This is a genomic window from Mucilaginibacter gotjawali (genome assembly GCF_002355435.1).
Taxonomy (GTDB): domain Bacteria; phylum Bacteroidota; class Bacteroidia; order Sphingobacteriales; family Sphingobacteriaceae; genus Mucilaginibacter; species Mucilaginibacter gotjawali.
The window spans coordinates 161,874-188,105 of record NZ_AP017313.1; the positions used below are offsets into that span (position 1 = coordinate 161,874).

The 26,232-nt window shown below is 43.4% G+C and carries 23 protein-coding genes; 9 read left to right on the forward strand and 14 right to left on the reverse strand.

All coding sequences use genetic code 11. The features are described 5' to 3' along the window. Positions 1-50: 50 nt before the first annotated feature. The 3 genes from MgSA37_RS00860 to MgSA37_RS00870 form a co-directional block, all read right to left on the reverse strand. Positions 51-872: an N-acetylmuramoyl-L-alanine amidase family protein gene (locus tag MgSA37_RS00860; RefSeq protein WP_096349391.1), complete on the reverse strand. Its 822-nt coding sequence runs from the start codon at positions 870-872 to the stop codon at positions 51-53. 32 nt (positions 873-904) lie between these two features. Then, entirely contained in the window at positions 905-1,354 is a 450-nt protein-coding gene (locus MgSA37_RS00865) for a Fur family transcriptional regulator (protein ID WP_096349392.1), read from the reverse strand. Between the two features lie 141 nt (positions 1,355-1,495). Next, positions 1,496-1,924 carry a MerC domain-containing protein gene (locus tag MgSA37_RS00870; RefSeq protein WP_096349393.1) on the reverse strand — a complete coding sequence of 143 codons (429 nt, stop codon included), beginning with the start codon at positions 1,922-1,924 and terminating at the stop codon, positions 1,496-1,498. A gap of 141 nt (positions 1,925-2,065) precedes the next feature. On the opposite strand from MgSA37_RS00870, the gene MgSA37_RS00875 reads away from it, so the two are divergent. Further along, positions 2,066-2,740 (forward strand): phosphatase PAP2-related protein, encoded by a 675-nt coding sequence (locus MgSA37_RS00875; RefSeq protein WP_096349394.1) that lies wholly within the window; start codon positions 2,066-2,068, stop codon positions 2,738-2,740. Positions 2,741-2,754: 14 nt separating this feature from the next. On the opposite strand, the gene MgSA37_RS00880 is transcribed toward MgSA37_RS00875, so the two are convergent. The 4 genes from MgSA37_RS00880 to MgSA37_RS00895 all read right to left on the reverse strand — a co-directional run bounded on the left by MgSA37_RS00880 (position 2,755) and on the right by MgSA37_RS00895 (position 6,632). Next, positions 2,755-3,519: an NYN domain-containing protein gene (locus tag MgSA37_RS00880; RefSeq protein ID WP_096349395.1), complete on the reverse strand. Its 765-nt coding sequence runs from the start codon at positions 3,517-3,519 to the stop codon at positions 2,755-2,757. 152 nt (positions 3,520-3,671) lie between these two features. Beyond that, entirely contained in the window at positions 3,672-4,391 is a 720-nt protein-coding gene (locus MgSA37_RS00885) for a DoxX family protein (protein ID WP_096349396.1), read from the reverse strand. 4 nt (positions 4,392-4,395) lie between these two features. Then, a complete protein-coding gene (locus MgSA37_RS00890; RefSeq protein WP_172885276.1) occupies positions 4,396-5,388 on the reverse strand; it encodes a TolB family protein in 993 nt (330 codons plus the stop codon). 125 nt (positions 5,389-5,513) lie between these two features. Further along, positions 5,514-6,632: a DUF2911 domain-containing protein gene (locus MgSA37_RS00895; RefSeq protein ID WP_096349398.1), complete on the reverse strand. Its 1,119-nt coding sequence runs from the start codon at positions 6,630-6,632 to the stop codon at positions 5,514-5,516. A 345-nt stretch (positions 6,633-6,977) separates the two neighbouring features. Here MgSA37_RS00895 and MgSA37_RS00905 point away from each other — a divergent pair, with 345 nt between their 5' ends. From MgSA37_RS00905 to MgSA37_RS00935, 7 genes are all read left to right on the forward strand, one after another. Next, positions 6,978-7,997 (forward strand): sensor histidine kinase, encoded by a 1,020-nt coding sequence (locus tag MgSA37_RS00905; RefSeq protein WP_096349400.1) that lies wholly within the window; start codon positions 6,978-6,980, stop codon positions 7,995-7,997. Then, positions 7,994-8,704, forward strand: coding sequence for a LytR/AlgR family response regulator transcription factor (locus tag MgSA37_RS00910; RefSeq protein ID WP_096349401.1), 711 nt, complete (start codon positions 7,994-7,996; stop codon positions 8,702-8,704). Before MgSA37_RS00905 ends, MgSA37_RS00910 begins: the two co-directional genes overlap by 4 nt. Positions 8,705-8,907: 203 nt before the next feature. Then, a complete protein-coding gene (locus tag MgSA37_RS00915; RefSeq protein ID WP_096349402.1) occupies positions 8,908-9,585 on the forward strand; it encodes a response regulator transcription factor in 678 nt (225 codons plus the stop codon). 76 nt (positions 9,586-9,661) lie between these two features. Further along, entirely contained in the window at positions 9,662-11,020 is a 1,359-nt protein-coding gene (locus MgSA37_RS00920) for a sensor histidine kinase (RefSeq protein ID WP_096349403.1), read from the forward strand. 75 nt (positions 11,021-11,095) lie between these two features. Then, positions 11,096-12,376 (forward strand): TolC family protein, encoded by a 1,281-nt coding sequence (locus tag MgSA37_RS00925; RefSeq protein ID WP_096349404.1) that lies wholly within the window; start codon positions 11,096-11,098, stop codon positions 12,374-12,376. A 9-nt stretch (positions 12,377-12,385) separates the two neighbouring features. After that, positions 12,386-13,486: an efflux RND transporter periplasmic adaptor subunit gene (locus MgSA37_RS00930; RefSeq protein ID WP_096349405.1), complete on the forward strand. Its 1,101-nt coding sequence runs from the start codon at positions 12,386-12,388 to the stop codon at positions 13,484-13,486. A 74-nt stretch (positions 13,487-13,560) separates the two neighbouring features. Continuing rightward, entirely contained in the window at positions 13,561-16,692 is a 3,132-nt protein-coding gene (locus MgSA37_RS00935; RefSeq protein WP_096349406.1) for an efflux RND transporter permease subunit, read from the forward strand. 158 nt (positions 16,693-16,850) lie between these two features. Here MgSA37_RS00935 and MgSA37_RS29620 read toward each other — a convergent pair whose 3' ends face one another. Both MgSA37_RS29620 and MgSA37_RS00945 read right to left on the reverse strand, forming a co-directional pair. Further along, entirely contained in the window at positions 16,851-17,246 is a 396-nt protein-coding gene (locus tag MgSA37_RS29620) for a type II toxin-antitoxin system VapC family toxin (RefSeq protein WP_096349407.1), read from the reverse strand. Between the two features lie 2 nt (positions 17,247-17,248). Then, positions 17,249-17,464, reverse strand: a complete 216-nt coding sequence (locus tag MgSA37_RS00945) for a DUF2281 domain-containing protein (RefSeq protein ID WP_096349408.1) — start codon at positions 17,462-17,464, stop codon at positions 17,249-17,251. 206 nt (positions 17,465-17,670) lie between these two features. Here MgSA37_RS00945 and MgSA37_RS00950 point away from each other — a divergent pair, with 206 nt between their 5' ends. After that, positions 17,671-18,084: a GNAT family N-acetyltransferase gene (locus tag MgSA37_RS00950; RefSeq protein ID WP_096349409.1), complete on the forward strand. Its 414-nt coding sequence runs from the start codon at positions 17,671-17,673 to the stop codon at positions 18,082-18,084. Between the two features lie 104 nt (positions 18,085-18,188). On the opposite strand, the gene MgSA37_RS00955 is transcribed toward MgSA37_RS00950, so the two are convergent. From MgSA37_RS00955 to MgSA37_RS00975, 5 genes are all read right to left on the reverse strand, one after another. Then, positions 18,189-20,630 carry an ABC transporter permease gene (locus MgSA37_RS00955; protein ID WP_096349410.1) on the reverse strand — a complete coding sequence of 814 codons (2,442 nt, stop codon included), beginning with the start codon at positions 20,628-20,630 and terminating at the stop codon, positions 18,189-18,191. A gap of 149 nt (positions 20,631-20,779) precedes the next feature. After that, complete coding sequence (locus MgSA37_RS00960) at positions 20,780-21,496, reverse strand: hypothetical protein (RefSeq protein ID WP_096349411.1); 717 nt, start codon at positions 21,494-21,496, stop codon at positions 20,780-20,782. Between the two features lie 226 nt (positions 21,497-21,722). Next, positions 21,723-23,984 (reverse strand): cadherin-like beta sandwich domain-containing protein, encoded by a 2,262-nt coding sequence (locus tag MgSA37_RS00965; RefSeq protein ID WP_096349412.1) that lies wholly within the window; start codon positions 23,982-23,984, stop codon positions 21,723-21,725. 355 nt (positions 23,985-24,339) lie between these two features. Further along, a complete protein-coding gene (locus MgSA37_RS00970; protein ID WP_096349413.1) occupies positions 24,340-25,362 on the reverse strand; it encodes an asparaginase in 1,023 nt (340 codons plus the stop codon). An 86-nt stretch (positions 25,363-25,448) separates the two neighbouring features. Further along, entirely contained in the window at positions 25,449-26,216 is a 768-nt protein-coding gene (locus tag MgSA37_RS00975; RefSeq protein WP_096349414.1) for a TatD family hydrolase, read from the reverse strand. Positions 26,217-26,232: the final 16 nt, after the last annotated feature.

A 26,232-nucleotide genomic window follows, 5' to 3' on the forward strand; every position in this document is an offset into this window, starting at 1 on the left:
GATCGGCGTTGCAATCTCAATTAGCAAAAACGGTTCCTGTACCTCACAAGTTAACGGCTGTCAATCTGTTCCCTGTAAACTTTCAAGGCATGTACTATTGCGGCTGCAATGGCCTCCTGCCCTGCCTGTGAGTTTAAATATTTTTCTTCAGCCGGGTTATTAATATAGCCTGTTTCAACCAATACGGCGGGCATGGCGCTGTGGGCCAAAACCAAAACACCTTGTTCCTTAACGCCACGGCTGTGCCTACCGTCTTCATTTACAAACTCGTTATTCAATAGTTGCCCATATAAAATGCTTTGCTTGCGGTATTTTTGCATAAAGGTATTTAGCACGATGAGCGAAGTTGGGTCGCTTTCGCTGTACCCGCCATAATTTTTCTGGTAATCTTTTTCAATATAGATCGACGCGTTTTCCCTTAAGGCCTCCATTTGCTCTTCTTTTCGGTGAAAACCATAAACGAGCAGCATTACCCCCCTTTCTTTATGCATTCTTTCGGCGGTACCTTCAGGCGATGAATTGCAATGGATAGAAATAAACAGGTTGGCATTGTTTTCATTGGCTATTCCGGCGCGCCGGTTTAAAGGAATAAACCTGTCGGATGTGCGGGTCATGATTACCTTCAGCCCGGGCATCGTGTTTTCTATCAGCTGATCAACTTTTTTGGCAATTGCAAGCGCGACGTTTTTTTCAAGGGAATAGGAGCCGTGGGCGCCGGGGTCTTTGCCGCCGTGTCCTGCATCAATTACAACCGTTTTGAATTTAAACGCTGGTTTTGATTGCTGCCCTGTGGCCATGTAGCCAATTAATGTTAAAAGTAAGGTTAGCCAAAAGCTTACCGATACCTTTAAACTTTTAAGGTATTTAATCATTAACTGGATAAGGGTTAATTAAAAAAATTGTTTTAACTCGCTTTTTTTGCCGCAAGTTTATTGCATTTGGGGCACACGCCTGTTGCATACAACGTAAACCCGGTTGGCTTAAAGCCATTGGGGAGATTTAAAGCAGGGAGGTTTAGCTCGTCAAGGCAATATACATTATTGCAAATGGTGCAATTAAAATGCAGGTGTTCATCATGATGATGATTTTCTTCACAATTGGAAGAGCACATTGCATAGTTAGCAGTTCCATTTAAGTCAAATACTTTATGGATAATACCTTTTTCTTCAAAAGCATTCAGTATCCGGTATAGTGTTACCCGGTCTATATCGTCCAGCACGCTTTCGAGATCAGGCTGCGAAGTGGCTACGTTTTTTGCGGCTAACATTGACAACACCTTTAATCGCGGTCCTGTTTTTTTGAGGTGGTGCTTTTCAAGCAATGCTTCAAACTTAGTATCAGATGTTTGTATCATTGAAGCTGAGATAAAATGTACGGGCAAAGGTAAAAAGAATAATGATAGAATTTTAATCTGCCCGATTTTCTAATGAATATTTAACCCTGTATAGTCGTTATGGCACTTGCTACGTCAATACTGTTTTTTGAGTTTTTCAGGTTAGTGTTTATGCTGGCTATCGCCTAAGTGGTAGTGCGAATGCCCGCTCTGCCGGCAGCTGCCGCTGTACCTGAAATTAAAAAAATGAGCCGTGGCGATCATTAACCCCCCTATAGGAACTACCAGCGCCTCATGCCAACCGGAAACAAATACGTGCCCGATGATGATAATCACGAAGCCTCCAATCAGTAAAAAAACCGGCAAAGGCTTATGATGGGTATGTGTATAGGATAAACCTATCGCGTATACTCCGATGAAAAATGCAAAAATAATCATACTCCATTCAAGCACCGGGTTTGCTAAAAAGCCCAAACCAACCAATGGTAAAAAAGTGATCAGTATGGGTACAATCGCACAATGAATAGCGCATAATACTGAGGCGGTCATCCCTACGCTATCCAATTTCGAGTTGCCTTTTTCAAAAATCATGTTGCAAATATCGTAAAAATGCAATTAAGTTGCATTGTAATTTGGTGTTATTTTACACGCAGATTATTTTACATGAAATTAAACTTTTCTTAATAATTTATCTATTGTTACTTTTGCGCATTAATTGCGTCTAACAGTCATATGCAGAAAACGTCTATACTAGAAATCTGGAAGGAAACCTGGAACTCCCCGGTTAAGCGCCTGCAGTTGACGGCGATTATGGTGCTTATTCCCGTTTTTTCTATTTTTCTTCCTCATTTTTTTGCTTTTATTGAAAAACGGAATGGGGTGGTTTTACATGACCGGGTGTTAGCTAACATAGCGCCACATAATGTTTCTGTATTGATATTTATCATTATATGGTCAATGATCCTGCTGATATTATACAGGGCGATACATAAACCTTCTATTTTTATTACCTATTGTTTAACCCTGGCCATGGTTACCGTTGCACGGGTTTTATGTATCAGTATGGTGCCGCTGTCGCCCCCGGTAGGCTTAATTCCATTATCTGATCCGCTGAGTGGCGCGTTTTACGGGGAAGCGTCAGTAACTAAAGACCTTTTTTTTTCAGGCCATACGGCTACCCTCATGCTTATATTTTTATGCCTGGAGAAGCCCGTTGATAAAATAATAGGCCTTTTAGCTACTATAACGGTAGCCTACCTTTTGTTGGTACAGCATATTCATTATACTATTGACGTAGTTACTGCGCCGGTTGTTGTGTATATACTTTACCGGTTTACCTTTTATTTTCTGTATAAATATAAGCAGTCGAAAAAAGAGCCGGTCCGGGCCTATGATATTGTTGAATAAGCGTTAGTGTTTTTCTACTTTATTTTAACATAAACATGTTTATTGTTTCCCTTGCCTGATTCTCTTTCATCAAAATCAAATTTATTAAGGCTTTTGATTAAAGGCAGCATTTTGGCAAACCCGTAATTTCTTGAGTCGAAATCGGGTTTCTTTTTCAGGATCTGTGTGCCCAGGTTCCCTAAATGCGCCCATCCGTTTTCATCGGCGATGTCGGCAATACTATCCCGTAACAGCTTTACCAGTTCCTGGCCTACTTTATCTATTGGCGCCGATTTTGGGCTTCCGCGTTTCTTCGAAGGCCGGGTCTTCCTGTCTTCGTCGGGCGTGGCCGCGGCATCTTCCTTCAATATTTCAATATAGATAAACTTGTCGCAGGCGGTAATAAAGGGGATCAATGTTTTTTTCTCACCTATGCCAATCACTTTCATGCCGGCCTCACGCAGCCTGATAGCGAGGCGCGTAAAATCACTATCGCTTGATACAATGCAAAAGCCATCTACCTTGCCCGAGTATAAAATATCCATCGCATCAATAATCATGGCGCTGTCGCTCGAGTTTTTGCCGGTGGAGTAGCTGTACTGTTGTATGGGCGTGATGGCATTTTCCAGCAAAACTGTTTTCCATCCCGAAACGGTTGGTTTCGTCCAGTCGGCATAGATCCGTTTAAACGTAGGCGTGCCGTACTTGGCTATTTCCTCAAACATTTGTTTTACATTGGCATAAGGAACATTATCCGCGTCTATTAAAACGGCAAGCCTGAGGTCTTTGATCGCATCCATAGCTATTCTTTTTGATATTTTTTTCCGCTTACTTTTCGGGCCAACCGGTAAACGAGCATCTAAAGGTATCTATATTTTGAGGTTTATAAAGTTTTATTTGATGTGGAAGAGGTAATATTTTGACTAACACTTTGCCAGAATAAATATACTGGTTAATTGGCGTCTTTCGATTGCAATATGTTACCGACGGCAGTAAAATCCATTGCCTTCGGATTAACCAACTGTTCAAAATAATAAACCACCTGCAATATCCCCAGCGTTATAAACGCAGCTATAGCATCGTAAGATGCGGAAAGCGGGTCGTGATTTTGGTTATGGGTATAAAGTGCGCCGATCATAATCAGCATCAAACCGGCGGTGGCAACGGGGCCGGTTTTTAGTTTAAAATGGAGCAGGATCCCTAAACCCCCCAGCGCCTCGGCGGCCATTATAAAATAAAGAAACCAGGGCGCATATCCCGACGTTGAAAAAAAGCAGCACATTCTTCCCATATTTTCATCCTTCCAATAGCTTTCAGTTAGGAATGCAAAGCCGGTTATAATGCTCATGCCCCATAGGGTTAAGCCGACTATCTTTCTTGTATGGCACACATCGGTATCGGACGAAGTAAGTGCTAAAAATATATTCATCAGCAAATAGCCCAAGAGCAAATGGCCCACCAATTCAAAACAGCTATTCGTAAGCTGCAGCGCCCAGCTTATTAAAGCATTGTTAAAGCCCGCCCGGTAATCAAACCAGGAACTCACACCCATTAGCATCGCCATAAAAACATATCCCCAGGCAAGTTTGTAAGCAAACTTAAACGTAACGTTAATAAAGTAGCTTAACAACCCTCCGGCAAATAACAGGGCAATTAGGATCAACACTTCCATAATGCTAATTGGCGTTGTTTTTTAAATTGACAGGGATCATCAAAATATTCCCTCTGCCGTTAAAAATGCTTCCCATTTCTTTTTCCAGGCCATCATAATTCAATGCCGGCCCTTTCGGATCCCGTTTATAAAATCCCTTAACGCGGGCAGATGTATAGTAAAGCATTTTGCCATCGGGTGATACCGTTGGGTCCCAAATACTGTCGCCGTTGTTAACCTGCGGCCCCAACTTTTGCCCGGTGGCCCATCCGTCTCCCTGCCTGTAACTGATATAAAGCTCATTGTCCCCGCTTACAAATATGATATAGCGTTCGTCCGGCGCTATAAAAGGGTCCTGTGTTTCCTCGTTGCCGTTTAGGGCCATCAGTTTTGGCGTATCATAATGGTCGCCCAGCCTTTTGGCATAGTAACTGCCCATCCCCGCATGTCCGTCCCTTCCCCTCGAACAAAAACAAATCGTACCTGAACGGCTTACAGAGGGTGCAAAATTATTTACACTATCGAGGTTAAAAGGCGCGTCCAGCAAATGCGGCGCCGACCAGGTATCACCCTGCAGATGGTCGGCATACCACAGATGCGTCTTCTTTTTCGGTTTAATTAATGACTTGTCATCCTGCGGACGGCTCGAAACAAAAAACAACCGTTTGCCGTCCGGACTTAAAAAAGGGTCCCAATCGCTGTACTGCCCCGAAAATGGCGCCACTTCAGGCTTTGCCCATTTGCCATCGATTTTTTTTGAATAGCACACGGTGTTATAAATCGTCCCCTGGTAAAAATATACGGTATTGCCATCAGGCGAAAATGTCGCCGCCGCCTCCTCAAAAGCCGTTGAAACAACCCCTGGCGCAAATACTAGGGGTTGAGCGCTAGTATCGATTACATTTTGCGGCACCACCGAAGGTTGGGTACTTTGCCCTAACGATGAAAAAATGGTGCACCAGGTGATGCTCACCCCTAAAATAGCTTCACGTAAAAGCCAGTGAACAAGTTGCATCATAGTATGGGTCATTGAGTCATTCGCTGCGCGTCGTTGATCATTTTAGAAAGTTCTAACGTCCTCTTTCTTTCGGACTTTGCTGCCTTCCAGACTTCTTCTAATCTATAATCACCAGTCTCCAATCACTAATTAACATCCTTCCCATCCTGTAAATTTTTGATCATCTTGTCCATCGTATTGATGTTGAAGGTGCCTGTTGCCTGTGTCCTGGCTTTTTGAGCGTATGGCAATGCCTTTTTATAATCGCCGATGGCTGAATAGCCCCTTGCCATACCTGCATTGGTCAAAAACTCATCAGGGTGCTTGTCATAGTTCAATTTAAACACATCAAAGGCTTCTTTACCTTTTTTACCGCGGGTCAGTCCTCTTGCATAAAAGTACAATTCATTAATACTGCCATACGGAAGCGCTTTTTTCATGGCTTCTGCCGCTTCGGTACTTCTGCCTAAACTGTCAAGTACCATCGCCCGGGTACTCCAGGCCTGGAAGCTCTGGCTGCCGCCGAAATCAGGGCCGGTTGCCTGGCCGGCCCATTGCAAAGCTTCATCAAGGTTGGTTTTATGCTGTGCGCAAAATGCGGCCGCCTGGTCCCAGCTCTCCCAGGTAAAACCTTTATCACTCCGTAGCTCTTTCCTGAAGGATGCAAGCTGTGTGCCGACAACATCCACCTCAACTTTAAAAGGAATGATCAGTTTTTCCCATTGCAGTTGCACAACAGCGCTGTTGGGTTGTTGGTCGGCAAATTCATATTTCAGCCATTCAACGCTTTTTTCTGCGGGTACAGGTTTTACTTTTACCCGCAAGGCGTCCTCTTCAGGTTTATAAAAAAAGCTGCCCCACGAAGTATAATTTTTTGAGAAGATCAGCGTGCACTCGTTCGGGTCATAGGCTACAAAAAAGCCATACTTGCCAGCAGGTAAAGGCTGCCCTTCTATCATCACATCTGTCGAAAATTCAATCCAGGTATTTTCATTAGCGCCGGCACGCCATGGCGCTGCTTTTGAAGTGCCGAAGCCCTGGTCTACATAGCCGGGAGGGACGAGTTGCCCCCAAATTTTTCCTTCGCGGCCTTTAACATGCGGGCGGTTGTAATGAATAGTTACCTCTGTAATGCCAATCCCTTCGCTGATAGTTGCCCGCCTGTTGCCGGCATCGGGCAGGGCGCTAAGTTGGGCCACCGAGGTGCCGGTAAAGGCAAGCTGGCAAATTGCCGCCATTAATACGGCCATTAATATTTTTTTCATGATCAAAAGTGTTAAGTATGTTGTTTGAATAATTTTTTCAATTTAAAACTGGCGCTAAATCTGCTGCCGGGCAAAAGAATTCAACAGGCAGGCTTGTATTTTTAACCAATTGGCATATAAAATCAATATTGCAAATAGCTGGAAAAGGGCGAAATGCATGGTATTGAACGGGGGGACGACCCGGCGGACATTAACGCTATAGCAACACGGCGTTATCACATAAGGGGTGCCTTGTAAAGGGTATAATACGGCTTCACCATACAAACACGAACCTGATTCGTTAAATAAACCCGCCAGTTTATTGAAAACAGTTAGCTGAAATAAAAAAGCTTTGTAAATTTAAAAATGAATTTTATTGAAAGGATGCCGACGATCATCCGGCTTCAGTGGCTGGTTTGGATTGCGGTTGTTTTAATTATTTTTTTTTCTGTGCTTCCCGAAGGCGGGTTTATTCATGCCTGCCTGTATACGTTGATCAATATTTCGTTTTATGCCATCGTAATTTACGGGAACATCAGTTTCCTGTTCCCGCTTTTATATGAAAAAGGACAAAAGGCAGCCTATGTTATCTGTGTAGTGATACTGGTAACTGCCGCCGGAGTATCACGAGGGTACTCGCTCACCGCCTTATATAATGCCTATTACCCCAACATGCCCGATAAAATGACGGTAGAAGCGATCATTAATTTTACGGTGGCGGGTTTGTTAACCTATATGCTCAGCTTTATTTTTCGTATGGCGCTGGCCTATTTTGAGCTGAAACGTCAATCTGAAAAAATATTGGTGCAAAAAAGCCAGGCAGAGCTAAATCTATTAAAATCACAGGTGCAGCCACACTTTTTATTCAACACGCTCAATAATATTTATTACGAAGCCTACCGCGAGGCGCCGCGGACTGCGAAACTAATTGAACGCTTATCGGATATTATGCGCTATTTTGTTGATGAAAGCCCGAAAGACGAAGTTTCGTTAAGCACCGAGATCCAATTTCTGGAGAATTATATGGTGCTTGAAAAGATCAGGATAAGGCATGAGATCGACCTCGATTTTATAAAAGAGTGCAATACCGAGGTGCGGATCCCACCCATGCTGCTGATGACCTTTGTGGAAAATATTTTCAAGCACGGCATTGATAAGTCAAGCAGCGAAAATAAGATCGAATTGTCACTGGTTCAGCAGGACGGTTACCTGCTTTTTCAAACTAAAAACCGCATATACGATTTGCCTGGCGCAGCCGTACACACCGGCTTTGGCATAAAAAACCTGCGCAAAAGGCTGAATTTATTATACGGCGATAACTTCGAACTGAATATCATAAACGAAGGAAATTATTTCACCGCCTTTTTAAAAGTTCCTTTAACATGAATTTAAGCTGTATCATTATTGATGACGAACCGAATGCGGTAAACCTGCTGGAGATCCTGGTTAATCAAAATACCAAATGGGAGCTTTTAGCCAAGTGTTATGACGCGCTGGAGGCGATGGTGTTTTTAAAAGATCATAAACCGGACTTTATTTTCCTGGATATCAATATGCCGCAGCTTACGGGTATGGAGCTGGCGGGCTTACTGTCAAAAGAAACCAAAATAGTTTTTACCACAGCTTATTCTGAATATGCTGCAGAAAGCTATTCTTTTCAAACAATAGATTATCTGCTAAAACCCATTACCCTGAAACGTTTCCTGGCGGCTATGCAGAAGATCGAAGCTTATTTCTGCAGCAGGGCCGACAATGAAAAATTATTAATCCCGACTGGCAGCGAGTATTTTTTCGTGAAATCGGGCAAGGAATTAAGAAGAATCCTGCTGGAAGATATTCAGTATTTTGAGGGTGAAAAAGAATATGTACGCGTTGTTACGGCCGCCAGCCAGATACTGATTTATCGCCGTTTAAAAGATATTGATGAGCAGCTGGCGCCGCCGTTTGTGAGGGTGCATAATTCATACATTGTGAATACCAAACAACTGAATAAAATACAGGATAATCACATTTATATAGCCAATAAACAAATACCGGTAAGCGAAAAATTTAAAGACAGGTTTATGGCGGTGATCCAACAAAGAATATTCTAAAATAAAAGTTGTCGCAAGTAATTTGTTTTCTGCAGCATTCAATAGGGCGGCCTCGTTCGTAGAATAGCAAGATGACAGGAGTTTAAAATTGACAGGCAATCCTAAAATCTTCTAATCCTACGAATCTTAGTTCAGACATTATAACTAGATTAGATTAGTAAACCAAACATACAGCATCCGAAATATTCCTCATATTTGTTATTATGGCCAATATCTGTTTAGTAGAAGATGAGCAAAAAGTAGCAGCCTTTATCTGCAAAGGCCTTGAAGAGAATAATTATAAGGTAAAAACGGCTAAGGATGGGGCTTCTGCAAAGGCAATGATGCAAACGGCTGAATTTGATCTACTGATCCTTGACGTTATGCTGCCCGATATCAGCGGGATTGAATTGTGCCGGCAAATACGGCAAACAGATACCAAAACCCCCATCATGATGCTTACCGCGCTTGACCAGGTTCAAAACAAGGTGTCGGGCTTAAAGGCCGGGGCAGACGATTATTTGGTGAAGCCGTTTCACTTTATTGAATTGCTGGCACGTATCGAAGCCTTGCTGAGAAGGAAAATTGTGAATGATACGGAAGAACATATCCTTGAATTTGAAGATCTGAAATTGGACACGTGGAGCAATATCGCCGAAAGAGGCGGCAAACAGGTTGCTTTAACGTCAAAGGAGTTTTCACTGCTCGAGTTGTTTCTGCGGCATCCCAATAAGGTATTATCCCGCGAATATATTGCCGAACAGGTTTGGAAAATTGATTTTGATACGGGCACCAATTTTATTGATGTTTATGTAAATTATTTGCGCAATAAAATTGAAAAAGGACACAAAAATAAATTGATCCATACGGTTATAGGAATGGGCTATGTTTTAAAGGGTTAAAAATAGATAATGTCTATATTTGTATTTATCCTCTTTGACATTTGATCGGTGTTGTAAGCCATTACAGTGTAAAACCATGAAGATTAAGAACCGGCTATCCCTTTATTTTACAAGCATAAGTGCCATTGTGTTGCTAATTGTTGAAGTGGCCATCTGCATTACTTATAATTCATTGGTCAAATCCGATTTTTACGATCATTTAATGGTGCGGGCGTATATTGCCGCGCAGCGTTACCTGGAGGCTGATGAAATTTCGGCCGACTCATTAAGCCATGTGAAATTAAGATACCTGCAGGCCCTCCCCAATGAAGTGATACGGTTTTATAATGATAAAAACCGGGCAGCTTTTATAAATGAAAAGGGCCAATTTTGGGCGCCATCGCTGATAGATGAGGTGCGTAAAAGAAAACAAATTGAATTTACCGAAAGAGGTCGGCAAAACGCTGGGATTTATTATTACGATAACCAGGGCAACTTTGTAATTCTCGTTTCGGCCGTTGATGTAGAAGGGAATAAAAGAACAAAGGACCTTGTTAAAAGTATGGCGATACTATTGATAGGTGTAACAGCAGGCTTGTTTCTTATTAGCCGGTGGTTTGCGCAAAAGGCATTGCAGCCCATTGATAAGGTTATTGATCAGATGCGGAAGGTAAGCGCGGGAAACCTGAGTTTACGCGTTGATGAAGGCAAAGGCAGGGATGAAATAAGTGCGCTTGCCCATAATTTTAACCAGTTATTGGAACACCTTGAAAACGCGTTCGAGCTACAGCAAACCTTTGTCATCAATGCCTCACATGAGTTAAGGACCCCCATAACAACCATTATAGGTGAAATCGAGATCGCATTAAATAAACTGCGGTCTCATACCGAATATGAACAGGTGCTGCAATCTGTTTTAACTGATGCTGAAAGGCTGAACGGGACCATTACCGTGCTGCTGGAATTGGCAAATGTTGATATGAACTATACCCAGCCTGCCCTTAAGCCGGTTGCTATGGATGAATTGATATGGGAGCTGAATGACTATTGGCTGGCAAAAAAAGGTAAAGGCATGTTTAACATTAATATATTGAACCTGCCTGAAGATCCCGAAAAATTGCAGCTCCTGGCCAACAAATCGTTACTGGCCATCGCTTTTAATAATATCATTGGCAACGCTTATAAATTTTCGCGGAATAAGCCTGTGCAATGCGATTTTTATGCTGATGATAAAGAAATTGTGATCAACATTACAGATACAGGGATCGGTATATTACCCGAGGAGATTGCAAAAATTTTTAAGTCGTTTTACCGCGGAAAAAATGTTGAAGGGTATAATGGCAGTGGAATAGGTTTGTATGTAACCTACAAAATCATTAGCCTGTTTAATGGCACTATTGCGGTTAACTCTGTTCCGGACAGGCATACCATTGTTACTATCCAATTCAAACGCTGAATTCTAACCGTATTCTAATCTCCCTTTAATTAAGCTTTAATACAGGTGGTTTAACTTTGTTCCATCTGTATTAACATGTTCAAAATAGCTATTCGTCCTTTAATCCTGGTTTCATTTTGCGTAATATTCACGATTTTCAGAGCCTGTGCACAAGGGGCGCCTGATACTTTAAAGGTTAGCATCGCACAAGCCGAAGACCTGTTTCTGAAAAATAACCTGAAAATTATCATACAACGTTATAATATTGACAACGCTGGCGCACAGTTAATTACTGCCCGCTTATTTCCCAATCCTGATTTTAGTTTCAATAACGGAATCCATACCAATGATGTAATGCAGGGCCCGGCTTTTAAAGACCAGTCGTTCAGTATTTCGCAGTTATTTACAACTGCCGGCAAGCGGAATAAGAATATACAGCTGGCAAAAATTGGTGTCGATCAGGCTAAATACCAGTTTTTTGACCTGCTGCGCACGTTGAAATTCACGCTCAGGAATGATTTTTATAATATCTATTTCCAGGAGCAATCGGCAAAAGTTTATAATGATGAAATCAGCTCCCTGGCAAAAACCTTAACTGTTTTTAAAGAGCAATATATTAAAGGGAATGTTGCCGAAAAAGAGGTGCTGCGGATCCAGTCGCAATTGTACACCCTGCAGGCAGAATACAACAACTTGCTGGTGGGTATTGATACCGTTCAAAGCGAATTTAAAATGCTGGTAAAAGTCAGTCCGGATACCTACATCCAGCCGGTGTATAATTATGACCTCGATGGAAAGAGTATTGTGGAAATGGTATCCTACCAGGCGATGCTCGATTCGGCCTATTCAAACCGGTATGATCTCAGGCTGGCAAAAATTAACGTTGATTACAACAATATGAACCTGCAGTTGCAAAAGGCAGCCGCAGTTCCCGATTTCTCCTTATCGGTTAATTATGATAAATATGGCGGTTACGGCACCAATTTTATTGGCGCAGGGGTGGAATTCAACCTGCCGTTTTTTAACCGCAACCAGGGGAACATCAAACAGGCACGTATTGCCATTGATCAAAGCAAGGTGCAATTGCAAAGCCAGCAGGACCAACTGCAAAGTGACCTGGCAACGGAGTACCGCGGCGCCCTGCGGCTCGAAAAATTATATAATAGTTTCGACCCCCGGTTTAAACAAAATTTTACTCACCTGATTCAGGAAGTTTTTAAAAACTATGAAAAAAGGAATATTGGTTTATTGGAGTTCCTTGATTTTTACGACTCCTATAAAACCAATACCCTGCAATTAAATGCGCTGGAGCTAAACCGCATTGTAACGCTCGAGCAACTTAATTATGTTACAGGAACCCCCTTTTTTAACAACTAATCCATTAAAATGACTACGTACCCTTATTTGAAAATAACAACCATTGCTGCGGCTTTTATAGCCGCGGCGGTGGTTTTGCAGAGCTGTCATCATGCGGAGACACCTGAAAAAGATAGCAAATTCCGGGTTACTGACAGTTTTCTGAGCAGCCTGCTGGTTGATACGGTACAGGCGGCAAGCGCGTTATCACAAATAACATTAACCGGCAATATTGCTCCTGATGAAACTAAAATGGTGAAAATATTTCCGATGGTAAGCGGGGTGGCCGGAATTGTAAAAGTGCAATTGGGCGATGTCGTACAAAGGGGGCAAACCCTGGCCACATTAAGGAGTCCCGAAATGGCCGGTTATACCAAGGACTATATTTCATCGGCCGCTGATGTACGAAATACACGCCGCATATTGGAGTCAACCCAGGATATGTACAAAGGCGGCCTAGCCTCGCAAAAGGATTTGGAACAGGCACAATCTGACTATCAGAAAGCTGTTGCTGAAAGCAAGCGTGCCGGCGCAGTTATCTCCATCAATAAAAGCAACGAGAACGGATACCAGGTTAAGGCGCCCATTCCGGGGTTTTTGGTTGAAAAAAATCTGACCAGTAACACGCAGGTAAGGGCCGATAACAGCCAGAACCTTTTTACAATCGCCGATCTGTCGACCGTATATGTACTGGTTAATGTTTATGAATCCGATATTTCAAAGATCCAGACCGGCGATCCTGTAAAGATCACGGCTTTATCGTATCCCAATAAAGTGTTTGCCGGCAAAATTGATAAGATCGACAATATGCTCGACCCGGATAACAAGGTAATGCATGCGCGGATCAAAATAAATAATCCTGGTAATCTGCTCAAGCCCGGTATGTTCGCCAATATCCTGATCAAGGCCAAATCTGCAGAGGAGCTTCCATTTATCGATAGGAATGCCCTTGTTTTTGACAACGACAAAAATTATGCGGTGGTAATTGACGGGAAAGCCAAAGTACATATCCAGCCGGTTAAAGTGGCGAAAACGGTTGAGGATAGAGCATATATCAGCAGCGGGCTAAAGCCGGGGGATAAGATTGTCGCCTCCAGGCAGGTGTATTTATACGAATCGCTTAAAGACTGATTGTGATTTCGGATTTTCCATTTCGGAATTAGCCGGAATTTGAAAATCTGCAATCGAACATCCGAAATAAAAACATGAATAAATTCATAAAAAATATACTTGCTTTTGCACTCAAAAACAGATTTTTCATATTTTTTGTAACAGCCTTAATGGCTGTTGCGGGATATATCAGTTTTAAAACTATCAGTATTGATGCTTTTCCTGACGTTACCAATACATCTGTTGTTATTATAACACAATGGCCCGGCAGAAGTGCTGAGGAGGTTGAAAAATTTGTTACCCGGCCCATTGAGCTTGCCCTGAACCCGGCTGAAAAAAAAGTGAGTATAAGGTCGTCATCTCTATTCGGCCTTTCGGTGGTGACCATTACTTTTGATGACGGGATTGATTATCCGGAGGCCCGGTTACAGGTAAATAACCATATCGGCGATGCCGACCTCCCTGATGGCGTCAGTCCCTCCATTGAGCCGCCTTATGGCCCAACCGGCGAAATATACAGGTTTACTTTAACCAGCAACAAACGGTCATCCCGTGAATTAAAAACACTTGAAGACTGGGTGGTAGCACGGGAAATCCGTGCTGTGCCGGGTGTAGCTGATGTAAATAGTTTTGGCGGACAAGTGAAAACCTACCAGATCACTATCGACCCCCAGAAGGCGGTGCAGTATAACGTAACCCCTTTGCAACTGTACGACGCCGTATCAAAAAGTAATGTAAACGTTGGCGGGGATGTGATCGACCAGGGAGGCCAGGCTTTTGCCGTGCGGGGGATAGGCTTGCTCAACAATATTGATGAGATTAAAAATGTAGTCATCAACAATATAAAGGGCACACCGATATATGTAAAAACAGTTGCCGAAGTAACCGAATCGGCATTGCCGCGGCTTGGCCAGGTTGGCCGGGATAAAGACCCCGATGTTGTTGAAGGAATTGTGGTGATGCGCAAAGGTGGCAACCCCAGCATGGTGATCAAAGCGCTTAAAGATAAAATATACGAGCTCAACCACTCCATTTTACCGGATGATGTAAAACTCAGTACATTTTACGACCGTGAAGACCTGGTGAATTTTGCTACCAATACCGTATTGCACAATATGGCCGAGGGGATCATCTTAGTAACGGTGATCGTTTTCCTGTTTATGGCCGATTGGCGTACCACGCTCATCGTTTCGCTCATCATTCCGCTGGCGCTTTTGTTTGCTTTTATCTGCCTCAAATTAAAAGGCATGTCAGCCAACCTGCTTTCAATGGGGGCCATCGACTTTGGTATTATCATCGATGGTGCAGTGGTAATGGTAGAAGGGATCTTCGTCGTGCTTGATCACAGGGCAAAAGAAATCGGCATGCCGGCATTCAACAAAATGAGCAAGTTGGGCTTAATCAAGCGGGCCGCGCTGGTAAATGGTAAAGGCATATTTTTTGCCAAACTCATTATCATCACAGGCCTGTTGCCCATTTTTAGTTTTGAGAAAGTGGAAGGAAAAATGTTCTCCCCTTTAGCCTGGACCCTGGGTTTCGCCCTGCTTGGCGCCGTTATTTTAACATTCACCTTCGTGCCGGCATTGGCCAGCGTTTTGCTGCGTAAAGATGTAAAAGAAAGGCACAACGTTTTTGTTGAGTTTATCACCAAAAATGCCATGCGCTTTTATGGTTTTTGCTTTAAAGGGCGCCGGATAGTTTTCCCGGTGACGGTTATAGCCCTGGTGATTAGCCTGGGCTGTTTTAGCCTTTTGGGTACCGAGTTTTTGCCCGAATTGAACGAAGGCGCGATATATGTGCGTGCTACCGGCCCTTTAAGTATTTCGTTAAAAGAATCGGTCAAACTGGCTAATGAAATGCGCAGGATCTTTTTAAGCTTTGATGAGGTAAAGCAGGTAATGTCGCAAACAGGCAGGCCAAATGACGGTACCGATGCAACCGGTTTTTATAACATTGAATTCCATGTGGATATTTACCCGGAGGGCCAGTGGAAATTAAAAGAGACCAAAGAACAGCTGATACGGCGGATGCAGGAAAAACTAAAAAATTTCCCCGGTATCGACCTTAACTTTTCCCAGCCAATCTCTGATAATGTGGAAGAAGCCGTGTCGGGCGTTAAAGGCTCAATCGTTGTAAAAATGTTTGGCGATAATTACAAGTATATCGAAAGCAAAGAAATGGTGATCGATTCAGTTTTAAAAACAGTGAAGGGGATCGAGGATCTTGGGGTAATGCACAATATGGGCCAGCCCGAACTGCAAATAGACCTGAACCAGCAAAAAATGGCCCAGTATGGCGTAACTGCTTCAGATGCCAACGCAGTAATTGAAATGGCCATAGGCGGCAAAGCCGTTACACAAATTTATGAAGGCGAACAAAAATTCGACTTGCGGATCCGTTACCCGGAGGATTTCAGGAACAATGAGGAATCGATAGGTGACCTCCGCGTTCCCACACTGAACAACAATACGGTTCCCCTCCGTGAAATCTCGTCCATTCAAAAAATCACTGGTATCAGCATGATCTACCGAGACCATAACCAGCGTTACGGAGCCATCAAGTTCTCCATTCGCGGCAGGGATATGGGCAGCACCGTAAAAGAAGCGCGCGATAAGGTAAATGCCCGCCTGAACCTGCCAAAGGGCTATACCCTTGAGTGGGCCGGCGACTTTGAAAACCAGCAGCGCGCCACCAAAAGATTGAGCGAGGTAGTGCCCATAAGTTTGCTCATCATTTTCTTTATCCTGTTCATCCTGTTCGGTAACTTCAGGGATTCGTTGCTGGTGCTCAACAATGTGCCATTTGCCATTATGGGCGGCATACTGGCATTGTTAATTACCGGCATTAACTTTAATATTTCGGCGGGCATCGGATTTATCGCACTGTTTGGCATATGTGTGCAAAATGGGGTTATCCTGATCTCCAAATTTAAAAGCAACATCGCCGAATTGAGGCACCACACCCATTGGACATCGTTTGCTGTAGCTATAAAAGATGGCGTGGCCGACAGGCTGCGGCCGGTAGTAATGACGGCCATGATGGCGGCAATCGGTTTATTGCCTGCGGCAATGTCCCATGGTATCGGCTCCGAAGCCTCAAAACCGCTAGCTATCGTGGTTATCGGCGGGTTGATTACCAATACCATATTTAACCTGTTTGTATTTCCAATCGTCTTCTTCTGGTCGTACCGCAAACGTGTTGAAAGCGGCATCGTCAGCCGGATCTGATTAGTTTGACTAATACCCCTATATATCAATTAGTGTTGTTGAAGGCGGTGCAGTGAAAGCTGCACCCGCCGGAGACTATTGTTCGATTGCGGAGGCCGCTAAAGCCGCAACCTGTTAATTATTAAGATGAAACAGATTAAGTGACTGTGCCATTTAAATTAAATTATTTCGATTAGGGACGAGTACAATTGAAATTTATCGTCTGTAGTAACAATTGTAAGATTTTCATCTTTAGCAATAGCAATTAAGAACCGGTCGAAAGGATCCCTATGTTCCTGAAATAATGGTAAATGCTGGTATGAAAATATATGTTCGTTCTTCAGTGGCAAGAGCTCAAACCCATTAGCCAACAATTGATCGGCCACCATTTGTATGTCAGGAACGAAGTCAGGCAGTTTATTTATATTTTTCTTTATAGCAATTTCCATCAGGCTGACCTGACTCACTAAAATCCTGTTCGAGTTATTTTCAAGTAATTCTTTATGTTTTTCGGACAGAGGAGAATGGATATAGAAAGACCAGATAAGAATTTGGGTATCTACCAGTAAATTTATTTTTACATATAATCTTTTAGATCATCCAATGGCTCATTGAAATCATCTGGTATGGTGACCTTTCCTTCCAAACCACCTAATTTTCTTTTGGGAGACTGATTTTTTGATGTTTCCCCGGTAAGAAATGTCACCATCACTTCGGTCTTGGTTTTTACCGGCGGAGTTTCCTCAAGCACTATCTGCCCGTGATCATAATATCCCTTTATCGTGGTAAGCATGACTTATTTATTGTTCGATACACAAATATAATAAAATTCCATCGTTTAAAATTTTCTCTAAACGTCAATTGTCTCTTATTTTGAAAGGCTCGCAGATCCATTTTCGCTAAATATTCCTAAATTTAAGCAAACTGAGAAGTGGCTTTTTTACGGAGAATATTTATTGCCATTCTCTCTTTATATTAAGTGCGCTACAGTAAAAGGGAATGATCATCCGCATTATCGAAAAAACCGAATATCCTAAAGCACGCAAGCTTTGCGAGGCTTGTAGTTATAACGGCGGCCTGCAGGATGATGACCTGGTTGTAATGGCTGAAGACGATGAATTCATTGGCGCGGTAAAGATCTGCACGGAGCACGGCGAGAAAGTTTTACGCGGCATGCAAATAGATTGCGCCCGCCGCCGCAAGGGCACAGGCACATTGGTGCTTAAATTCCTGCGGGAAAATATTGACAGGAAAGATTGTTATTGCATTCCTTATAAACACCTCAAGGCATTTTACGGGCAGATAGGGTTTGAGGAAATATCGCCCGCCGGGGCGTCCTGCTTTCTGGCGGAGAGATTAACAAAATATTCAGCTAATGGATTGGACGTTATGGTTATGAAAGAAAAAACTTAAACATCCATCCAAACCGAAATTATCCAAACCTTCAGCTAATGCCAAAACCTTTAACCTTTCGCCCCCGCCTGTCGGCGGGCAGGTTTATCCTTTCACCTAAAAAATCACTCGGCCCGCAAACTCTCCACCGGGTTTACCATGGCCGCTTTGATGGTTTTAAAAGCGATGGTAGCAAATGCGATAATGATGCCCGCGGATAAGGATATCGCGAACATCCACCAGCTGATCTGCGTCCGGTACGAAAAATCCTGCAGCCACTTGTTCATCAGGTACCAGGCTAACGGCCAGGCGATGATATTGGCAATGAGGATCAGTTTGAGGTACTGGTTTGAGAAAAGCATCACAATATTACTTACGCTGGCGCCCACAACCTTGCGGATGCCTATCTCCCTGGCTTTTTGGTGAACCGAATAGGTAACCAGCCCCAGCAAACCCAGGCATGAAACAAAAATGGCGATAAAGGTAAAAATGCTGCTCATTTGCTGCGTACGTTTGTCCTGGTCGTAATCGCTTTGAAAAATCTGATCTAAAAATCCGTAAGAGAAGGGCGTGTCAGGGTTTAAAGCTTTCCATTTTGCGGCCGCGAATTGGATGGCCGTTGCTGCGTGCCTCCCATCAATTTTTGCGATGATAGTACTGCACCTTAAAGGGTTTACCCCCATAATGGCACACGGCCCAATGCTTGCACGCAACGAAAAATAATGATAATTTTTAACGATACCCACTATTTTATAATGATAAACCACGCCGTTGTGCAGGTGCGAAACATATTTGCCCCGCGCCGTGGCCGGATCAAAACCTAATAGTCTGGCTGCTTCTTCGTTCAAAATAATTTGTTTGCCAAAATCATGCAGTTCCATATCTTCCTGCATATTGGTATTGGTAAATGCCTCCTGGCCAAAGTTACTGCCGGCCACCAGTTGCAGGCCGAGTGTTTGCATATAGTTGGTGTCGGCAAAATCAAGAAAAACGATCTGTTTATCGTTGATGGTTTTATCGGCAGGGTACAAATTCATATCGCCGGAAACCAGCGGGGCCGCGGCATCGGTTACCGATTTAAAGTTTGCATTTTTACGTAGCTGATCAGCCAGCAGGGCGCTGTTTTTTTGCGATGCCCCGCTGTTGAGAGTAAGTACCAATTGCTGTTCCTGGTCGAACCCGGGTTTAGCACGCAGCATAAAATGAAGCTGGTTCCATATAACGATGGTGGCAAATATCAAAACTGTTGAAATAACAAACTGAGAAACAATAAGCACTTTGCGAATGCTGAACATTCCGTATGAGTCTTTTATTTTCCCCTTTAATACGTTAACGGGCTTAAAGGCTGATAAATAAAAGGCCGGGTATAGCCCTGCCGCCAGTCCGGTTACCAATGTAATAAGCAACAGCCATAAAATCAGAGTGCGGTTCTCCGCATCAAAAAAAGACAATGCCTGCCCGGTGAGGCTGTTAAACACGGGTAAAAACAGGAATGCCAACCCGATGGCAATCACGAGTGCTGAAATGCTGACGGCGAGGGTCTCCAATAAAAACTGGTAACGGATTGATTTTTTACCGGCGCCCATCACCCGGCGTACACCTACTTCCCGGGCGCGGCCAATAGCCTGCGCCGTTGTTAAATTCATATAGTTGATACAGCCCAGCACCAGAATAATGAGCGCTATGGCGGCCAGCAGGTAAAGGTATTTGATATTGCCTTGTTTGTAGGCCAGGTAATCCTGGTAATCGCCTGAATAGAGGTGGATATCAAGTAACGACTGCAGCGAATTGGTGATATGATCATTATATATTTTCATTTGGGCGCCCGCGTGCCGTTGCAGGTAGGCATTCAGTTCATTAATTACATGTGGTACATTGCTGCCATGCCTTAACTTGACATAGGTATAATAGTTGTCATTTACTATCCAGTTATCGGCAGCGGCAAGCTTTTCCCTAAAATTGGTGCTATTGTTTGACGCGAAGAAATCGGGTTTGATGTGGTTCAGGAAATCTTCTTTAATAATCCCGGTTACCGTGTATATATTGCCACCTGCCTTTAAAGTCTTTCCAATAGGGTAACTGTTTGCAAAAAGCTTCTTCGCCAATGATGCGGAAAGCACCATCGTGTTGGGCGCGTTAAACGCGGTTTTTCGGTCGCCCTGTAAAAAATGAAAGCTCAGTACCCCGAAAAATTCAGGATCAACCCAATAGCCGGAATCCTCAGCGTAGGGCGTAGCCGTTTCGCTGCCTGTGGCCTGAACAATAGTGGTCCCGTTGGTTGGGTCAATACGGCTCACCTTTTCTATTTCGGGAATTTCACTTTTTAAATATTTAGCGTAGGTTAAGGCGACGGTAGGAGCCTTGCTGCCATCTTTAAAAGTGGAAGTTACCCGGTAAACGTCCGCGGCGTTATCAAATCCTTTATCAAAACTCAGCTCATGCTGGTAAAACAAAAATACTAATGCACAGGAAGCCAACCCAACGGAAAGGCTTAAAACATTGATTGCGGTGGATGTTTTGTTTTTCCACAAATTGCGGAGGGCCAGTTTTAAAAAGCTTTTGAACATAGCAACGGGTTATATTCAAAAATAGCGCGATTTACGCTAAGTAGCTGCTATTGACGGATCTATTTAACAGTTTTTAACGCGCTTATTATACGGCAATCTTTTTAGGCGGTTCCGATTTTAGCAGCAACTAAATAGTGCTCCTGCCAACTTTACTCCTCGTGCCAGTTTTTGTCAAAAAGCTGCTTAGTCGTCTGAATAAATCTGTTACTAAATACTGGCTTTGATAAATTATTGGTTTTTAAATCATAAATAAACGGTGTAGTCTCCATTTTATCATCCCCTTCGTTCATATGCTCCCGCCCGACTGCGTACATTAACACTTTATTGGTTTCCTTAATCAATTTCCAACTCTCTACAGTATAATTTTCAGGAGAAATTTGCCTGAAATTATTTCCTGTCCTGTCTGATATAAAAAGGTACACAGGATCGGCATCGTCGAGCACACCATTTTTGTTGGCATCATTAACCGTGACGGAATAATAAATATGTTTTTCATCCCTATTATGGCTGTTTTCCTCAGTATTGTCATTCGAGGATTGATCAACGCTGTATTCCCTTATCAGCATCTTTCTTGTAGAATCAAGCAAGTGATATTGCTGAGTTTGCGTGTTCAGGAAAACTATGTTCCATTGATATGATCCTCCTCTTGATTTGAAACTATTGTCGTCATGTTTAATTTCCAGCGGAAACATTAAGTATGCAGACGTGTCAATTTGAACCGCCTGCCCAAAACTAAGTATGGTTTGACTGGCTTCTTTCTGCACAGGTGTTTTTGAATGGTCTTTTGAGTGTTGTTTTTCCTCGTGCGGCCCTTTACAACCGCAAAGGGCTGAGCATATTAATAGCGTCGTTAATATTTTATTCATCTGGTTTAAGCTAAGTAATTATTTAATAACGAATAATTTATAACTAAAATATCGTAAAAAAAATATCTTAAATGCAGATAGAAAATCAGGGTATATAATTGAACGCAAAAAAGCCTTCCGCCGGAAGGCTTTTTGTTGTTCGTACGTATGTGGTTAACAACTGCACGTAACACTATTAGGAATAGGGACTTATTTGTGGTAATTGGCCTGCAGTTAAATCATCCTGTCAGTACTTCAATATTATGTACCCGGTTTTACGTTTTGTTATGCCATTAACCGTATAACTTAACGTATAAAAATAGGTGCCGGCGCGCTGTAACGCCCCGTTCTTGCTTGAGTGTCCGTCAAACGCTTTCGAGCTGTTGTTATATCCCTTCGCTTCAAATACAGGCTCGCCACTAGTAGTCATAATGGACAGGTTGTTGTCGGGGTATTTATCGATCCCGTCGATAATCAAAAAATCGTTAATGCCATCGCCATTGGGTGATATCGCGGGATGGACAGCAACCTCCGCATCTGTAAGCAGGGGTTTATCTGGTTGTTGGGCAACAATTAACGGTTGGTAAGCACTATTTAGTAAACCGAAACCGCTCCCCCCAGGTCTGTAAATAGCCATCAAATAAGTCTTCGCGATAGGAATATTATTGACAATGGTCACCCCGACATAATTAGTGCCAAAATGAAGCGGTATGGAATAGGAAGGAACACCCGAGGCCGTTACTGCATTATTAACATACATAGTCCCTACGGTACCATTGTTGGTGGCGGTGACTGTTATGGATGATACTGTACTGTCGACACTTGCCGTATAGTAGGTTACTGAAGGGTCGAAGGCAGGTGATAACGCACCGCTGCTCAACTGAATTGAGGATACTGTAAAATCAGGATCGCCCGGTTTTATAATAATGAGCCGGTAAGTTCTTCTGCCACCGTCAGATCCTTTAACAACAATGGTGGTTAAATTTGCTCCATCGCTCAGATATAACGGAAAGAATGTCCCGGACGAAAGGTTTTCGCCATTTATCACTACTTCTGCGTTTGGGTCAACTGTAAAGCCCGCTACATGAGCGTATTGGGTATCGCTGCTTACGGTTGTCGTATAATTTAGCGTATCCGTATTGAATGCCGGCGAAATAGTGCTTTCCGTTATTTGAAGATCAGAAAGGTTTCCGTCAGTGGGGTTTTGCTTGATTACCGTCAGGATATAATCTTTTATATCACCGCTTTCAGCTTTTACTTCAATAGTTATCGTATTTGAACCGGGAGCTAGCGCAATAGGCGCCGACCAGGACCCGGAAGCTACAGTCGCTCCGTTAACAGTGACGATAGCCACGTTGGAGGCGGTAAAAGGTTTTACGGCAATGTTTGGGGTTGCAAGCGTTACCGTGTCGGCATAACTGGCAATCGTATGGTCAAAAACAGGCGCCAGTGTACCTGCGTTTACCCTCAAGCCGGCAAGATTATCATTAGTGGATGGTGCCCGGGTTACCGTTACCGTATAGGTATTTAATGCGCCGTTTTGCGCGGTTACTGCAATGCTAATGGTATTGACACCTACGTTTAAATTGATGGGTGTGGAGGGCGTACCCGAAGTTAACGGCGACCCATTGACAGTTGCAGTTGCATCAGGGCTGTTTATTTGAAGGGTAACAGTTGTTGAAGTTATTGTATTTCTGACGGAGGTGGCATAGGTGTTTACCCCCGGGTTAAACCGCCGCTGTAATGTCATGCCGCTTAATGATAAGTCAGACAATGTTGCGTCAGATGACTGCGCACGGGTAACCAGTACGGTGTAAGTTTTTGTAGTCCCGTTTTGTGCCGTTACCACTATATTGATTTGATTTACACCAACGGCTAAGCTTACCGCATCAAAGGTGATTCCAGATATGGGATAAGTTCCATTTACGGTTACCGAGGCATTTGCGTCCTGGGCACGAGCATTTATAGTAACAGATGTAACCGCGTTGCCCACAGATGCCGCGTAATTGGTAACTGACGCACTGAATGCCATTGATTTAGTTACCCCGGCGAGCTGCAGTTCGGCAAGATTGTTATTAGATGAGGCCGCCCTTGTTACCGTTATGGAATACGTTTTTTGTGTCACGCCGTCACGTGCGGTTACGGTAGCGGTAATGGAATTGTCCCCGACAGCTAATGCAATGGGAGCCGTCGGCGATCCTGAAGCAACGGTTGTTCCATTGATAACCACTGTTTCTCCTGAAATAGCGGTAACAGGAGTTACTGTAATGTTGGTGGTTAATGTGTTAACTTTTACAGCATATACCGTTTTCGCCGGATTAAATAGAGGATTCAAAGCCCCGGCACTCACCTGTAAAACAGAAAGGTTGTCGTTTACGGCATCCTGCGCAAATAGTTTTAAAGGTGCAGTGATGGTAAAGAAAACGGCTATAAATAAGAGCTGCCTGATCGGTAATTTTATTCCGCCGCTTGAAAAGCCTTTTGACTGGAGACACTGCGATTTTTTCATGATCTGGTTTATTTAATCCTGTTTAATTTTGCCTGTACGGTTTAAAGCTGTAAATGCCGGTGAAATGATCCCGGGGATGCTTTTTACACTACTAAAATGGCAAAAGCTGGCAGGCGCTTTTCCCCATTTTAGCAAGTGGCGGTTTTAGGCGAGTAAATGGTGGGATTGGGAGGGGTATCGTATCTTTCGGCGCTATTTTTTGTGCCGGTTTCCCGGCATTGATTTTTAACCATTCGGGATGCAGTTCTTCGGGCGGAGACGAATAGAAATGATACATCGGCATCACGAGGCGCCTGAAGGGTGCAGCCGGATTACTTATATAATAGTCAGGAAGAGCGTTTTATCTGAAGCAGGACTAAGAAACCGTAATCTCCCCTCTTAAATCCGTTTCCAGATATTCCTTTACTAATTTAGGGTCGTCATACTGGCCCAGCAGGTACATCATTTTGGTAACTGCCGATTCGTAGGTCATATCATAGCCATTAGCTACGCCTACATCTTTGAGGTGGCGGCTGGTTTCGTAACGGCCAAGCTCAACGGTGCCCACTTTACACTGGGATATATCAAGGATCACTTTGCCGCTGTCGATAGCATTTTTAAGCAGGGTAACAAACCATTCGTCGGTAGTAGTATTGCCTGCACCGAAGGTTTCCATTACAATGCCCCGCACATCGGCGGTTAATATGGTTTCAACTACTTTAGGACTGATACCGGGATACAACTTAAGCACAGCCACGTCGCTTACAAGGTTTTTATGGACAATCAGCTTTTCACCCTCTTTCGGATGTCTGATATCATTCAGGCTAAACTTCAGGTGAACACCCGACTCGGCCAGGATAGGGTAATTGGGCGAACGAAATGCCTCGAATTTGGATGAATTATATTTAAAAGACCGGTTTCCGCGGAATAGTTTATAATCAAAATAAATGCAAACTTCGGGAACGCGGGCGCGGTCGTGTTTTTTGGCTTTAGCTATTTCAATGGCCGTCATCAAATTTTCCTTCGCGTCTGTACGAACGGCGCTGATAGGCAATTGCGAGCCGGTAAATATGACTGGTTTGCCCAGGTTTTCAAGCATAAAGCTTAAAACAGATGCGGTAAAGGCCATCGTATCTGAGCCGTGAAGGATCACAAAGCCATCAACGGTATCATAATTGCTTTCAATTAAACCGGCAAGCTCGCTCCAGATCGCAGGGTTCATGTTGGATGAGTCGATGATCTCATCAAATGAGTGCACCTGGATCTTGCAGTTCAATTTTTCAAGTTCAGGCACGTTATCCATGATCTGCTCAAAATTGATCGGTTTGAGTACCTTGGTAACAGGGTCGCTCATCATACCAATGGTACCGCCGGTGTAAATGATCAGGATCTGGCTCATGCGTTTTATGGGTTCATAGTTGATAGTTCATAGTTTATGGCAATAGTCAATTATATGAACAAAAAAATAAATCTATTTAAAAAAAACTAAACGCCGAAAATCAACTTCGAATTTTCAGTGGTTACAGTCGCTACTTTTTCTATACTTACCTGCAGTGCATCAGCAACTTTTTGGGCCACAAATACAAGGAACGCGCTTTCATTGGGCTTACCCCGGTGCGGAACCGGTGCAAGGTACGGAGAATCTGTTTCCAAAACTATCCGGTTGAGATCAATTTGAGCCACAACTTCGGCCAAACCGGCGTTTTTATAGGTTACCACCCCACCTATACCCAGGTAAAAGCCCAATTCGATAACTTTATGGGCCTGTTCAAGGTTGCCGGTAAAACAATGGAAAATGCCGCGTAAATCTTTACCCTGTTCTTGTTGCAGCACTTCAAAAACTTCGTTGAAAGCTTCGCGGCAGTGGATCACAATAGGCAATTTAAGTTGTTTAGCCCAGGCGATTTGTGCCTTAAAGGCTTTTACTTGTTCAGCAAGGGTAGTTTTATCCCAATAAAGATCAATGCCAATTTCACCTATTGCATAAATTTTATGTTCACCTGCAGCCTGTTTTATCGTATTCAATTCTTCTTCCCAGCCATCTTTTACCGAGCAGGGGTGCAGCCCGAGCATCGGGTAAAACATGTCTGGGCAGGTAGCGGCCAGGTCAAAAACTTTTGGCACAGATGCGGCATCAACGTTTGGTAAAAACAGGCGCTCCACGTTATTGCTGATGCAGCGTTCCACCAGGCCGGCGCGCTTTTGCAGGTCTGTTTCGTAATAAAGATGGGTATGGGTATCGGTAAGCAGCATCGTGCAAAAATAAGAA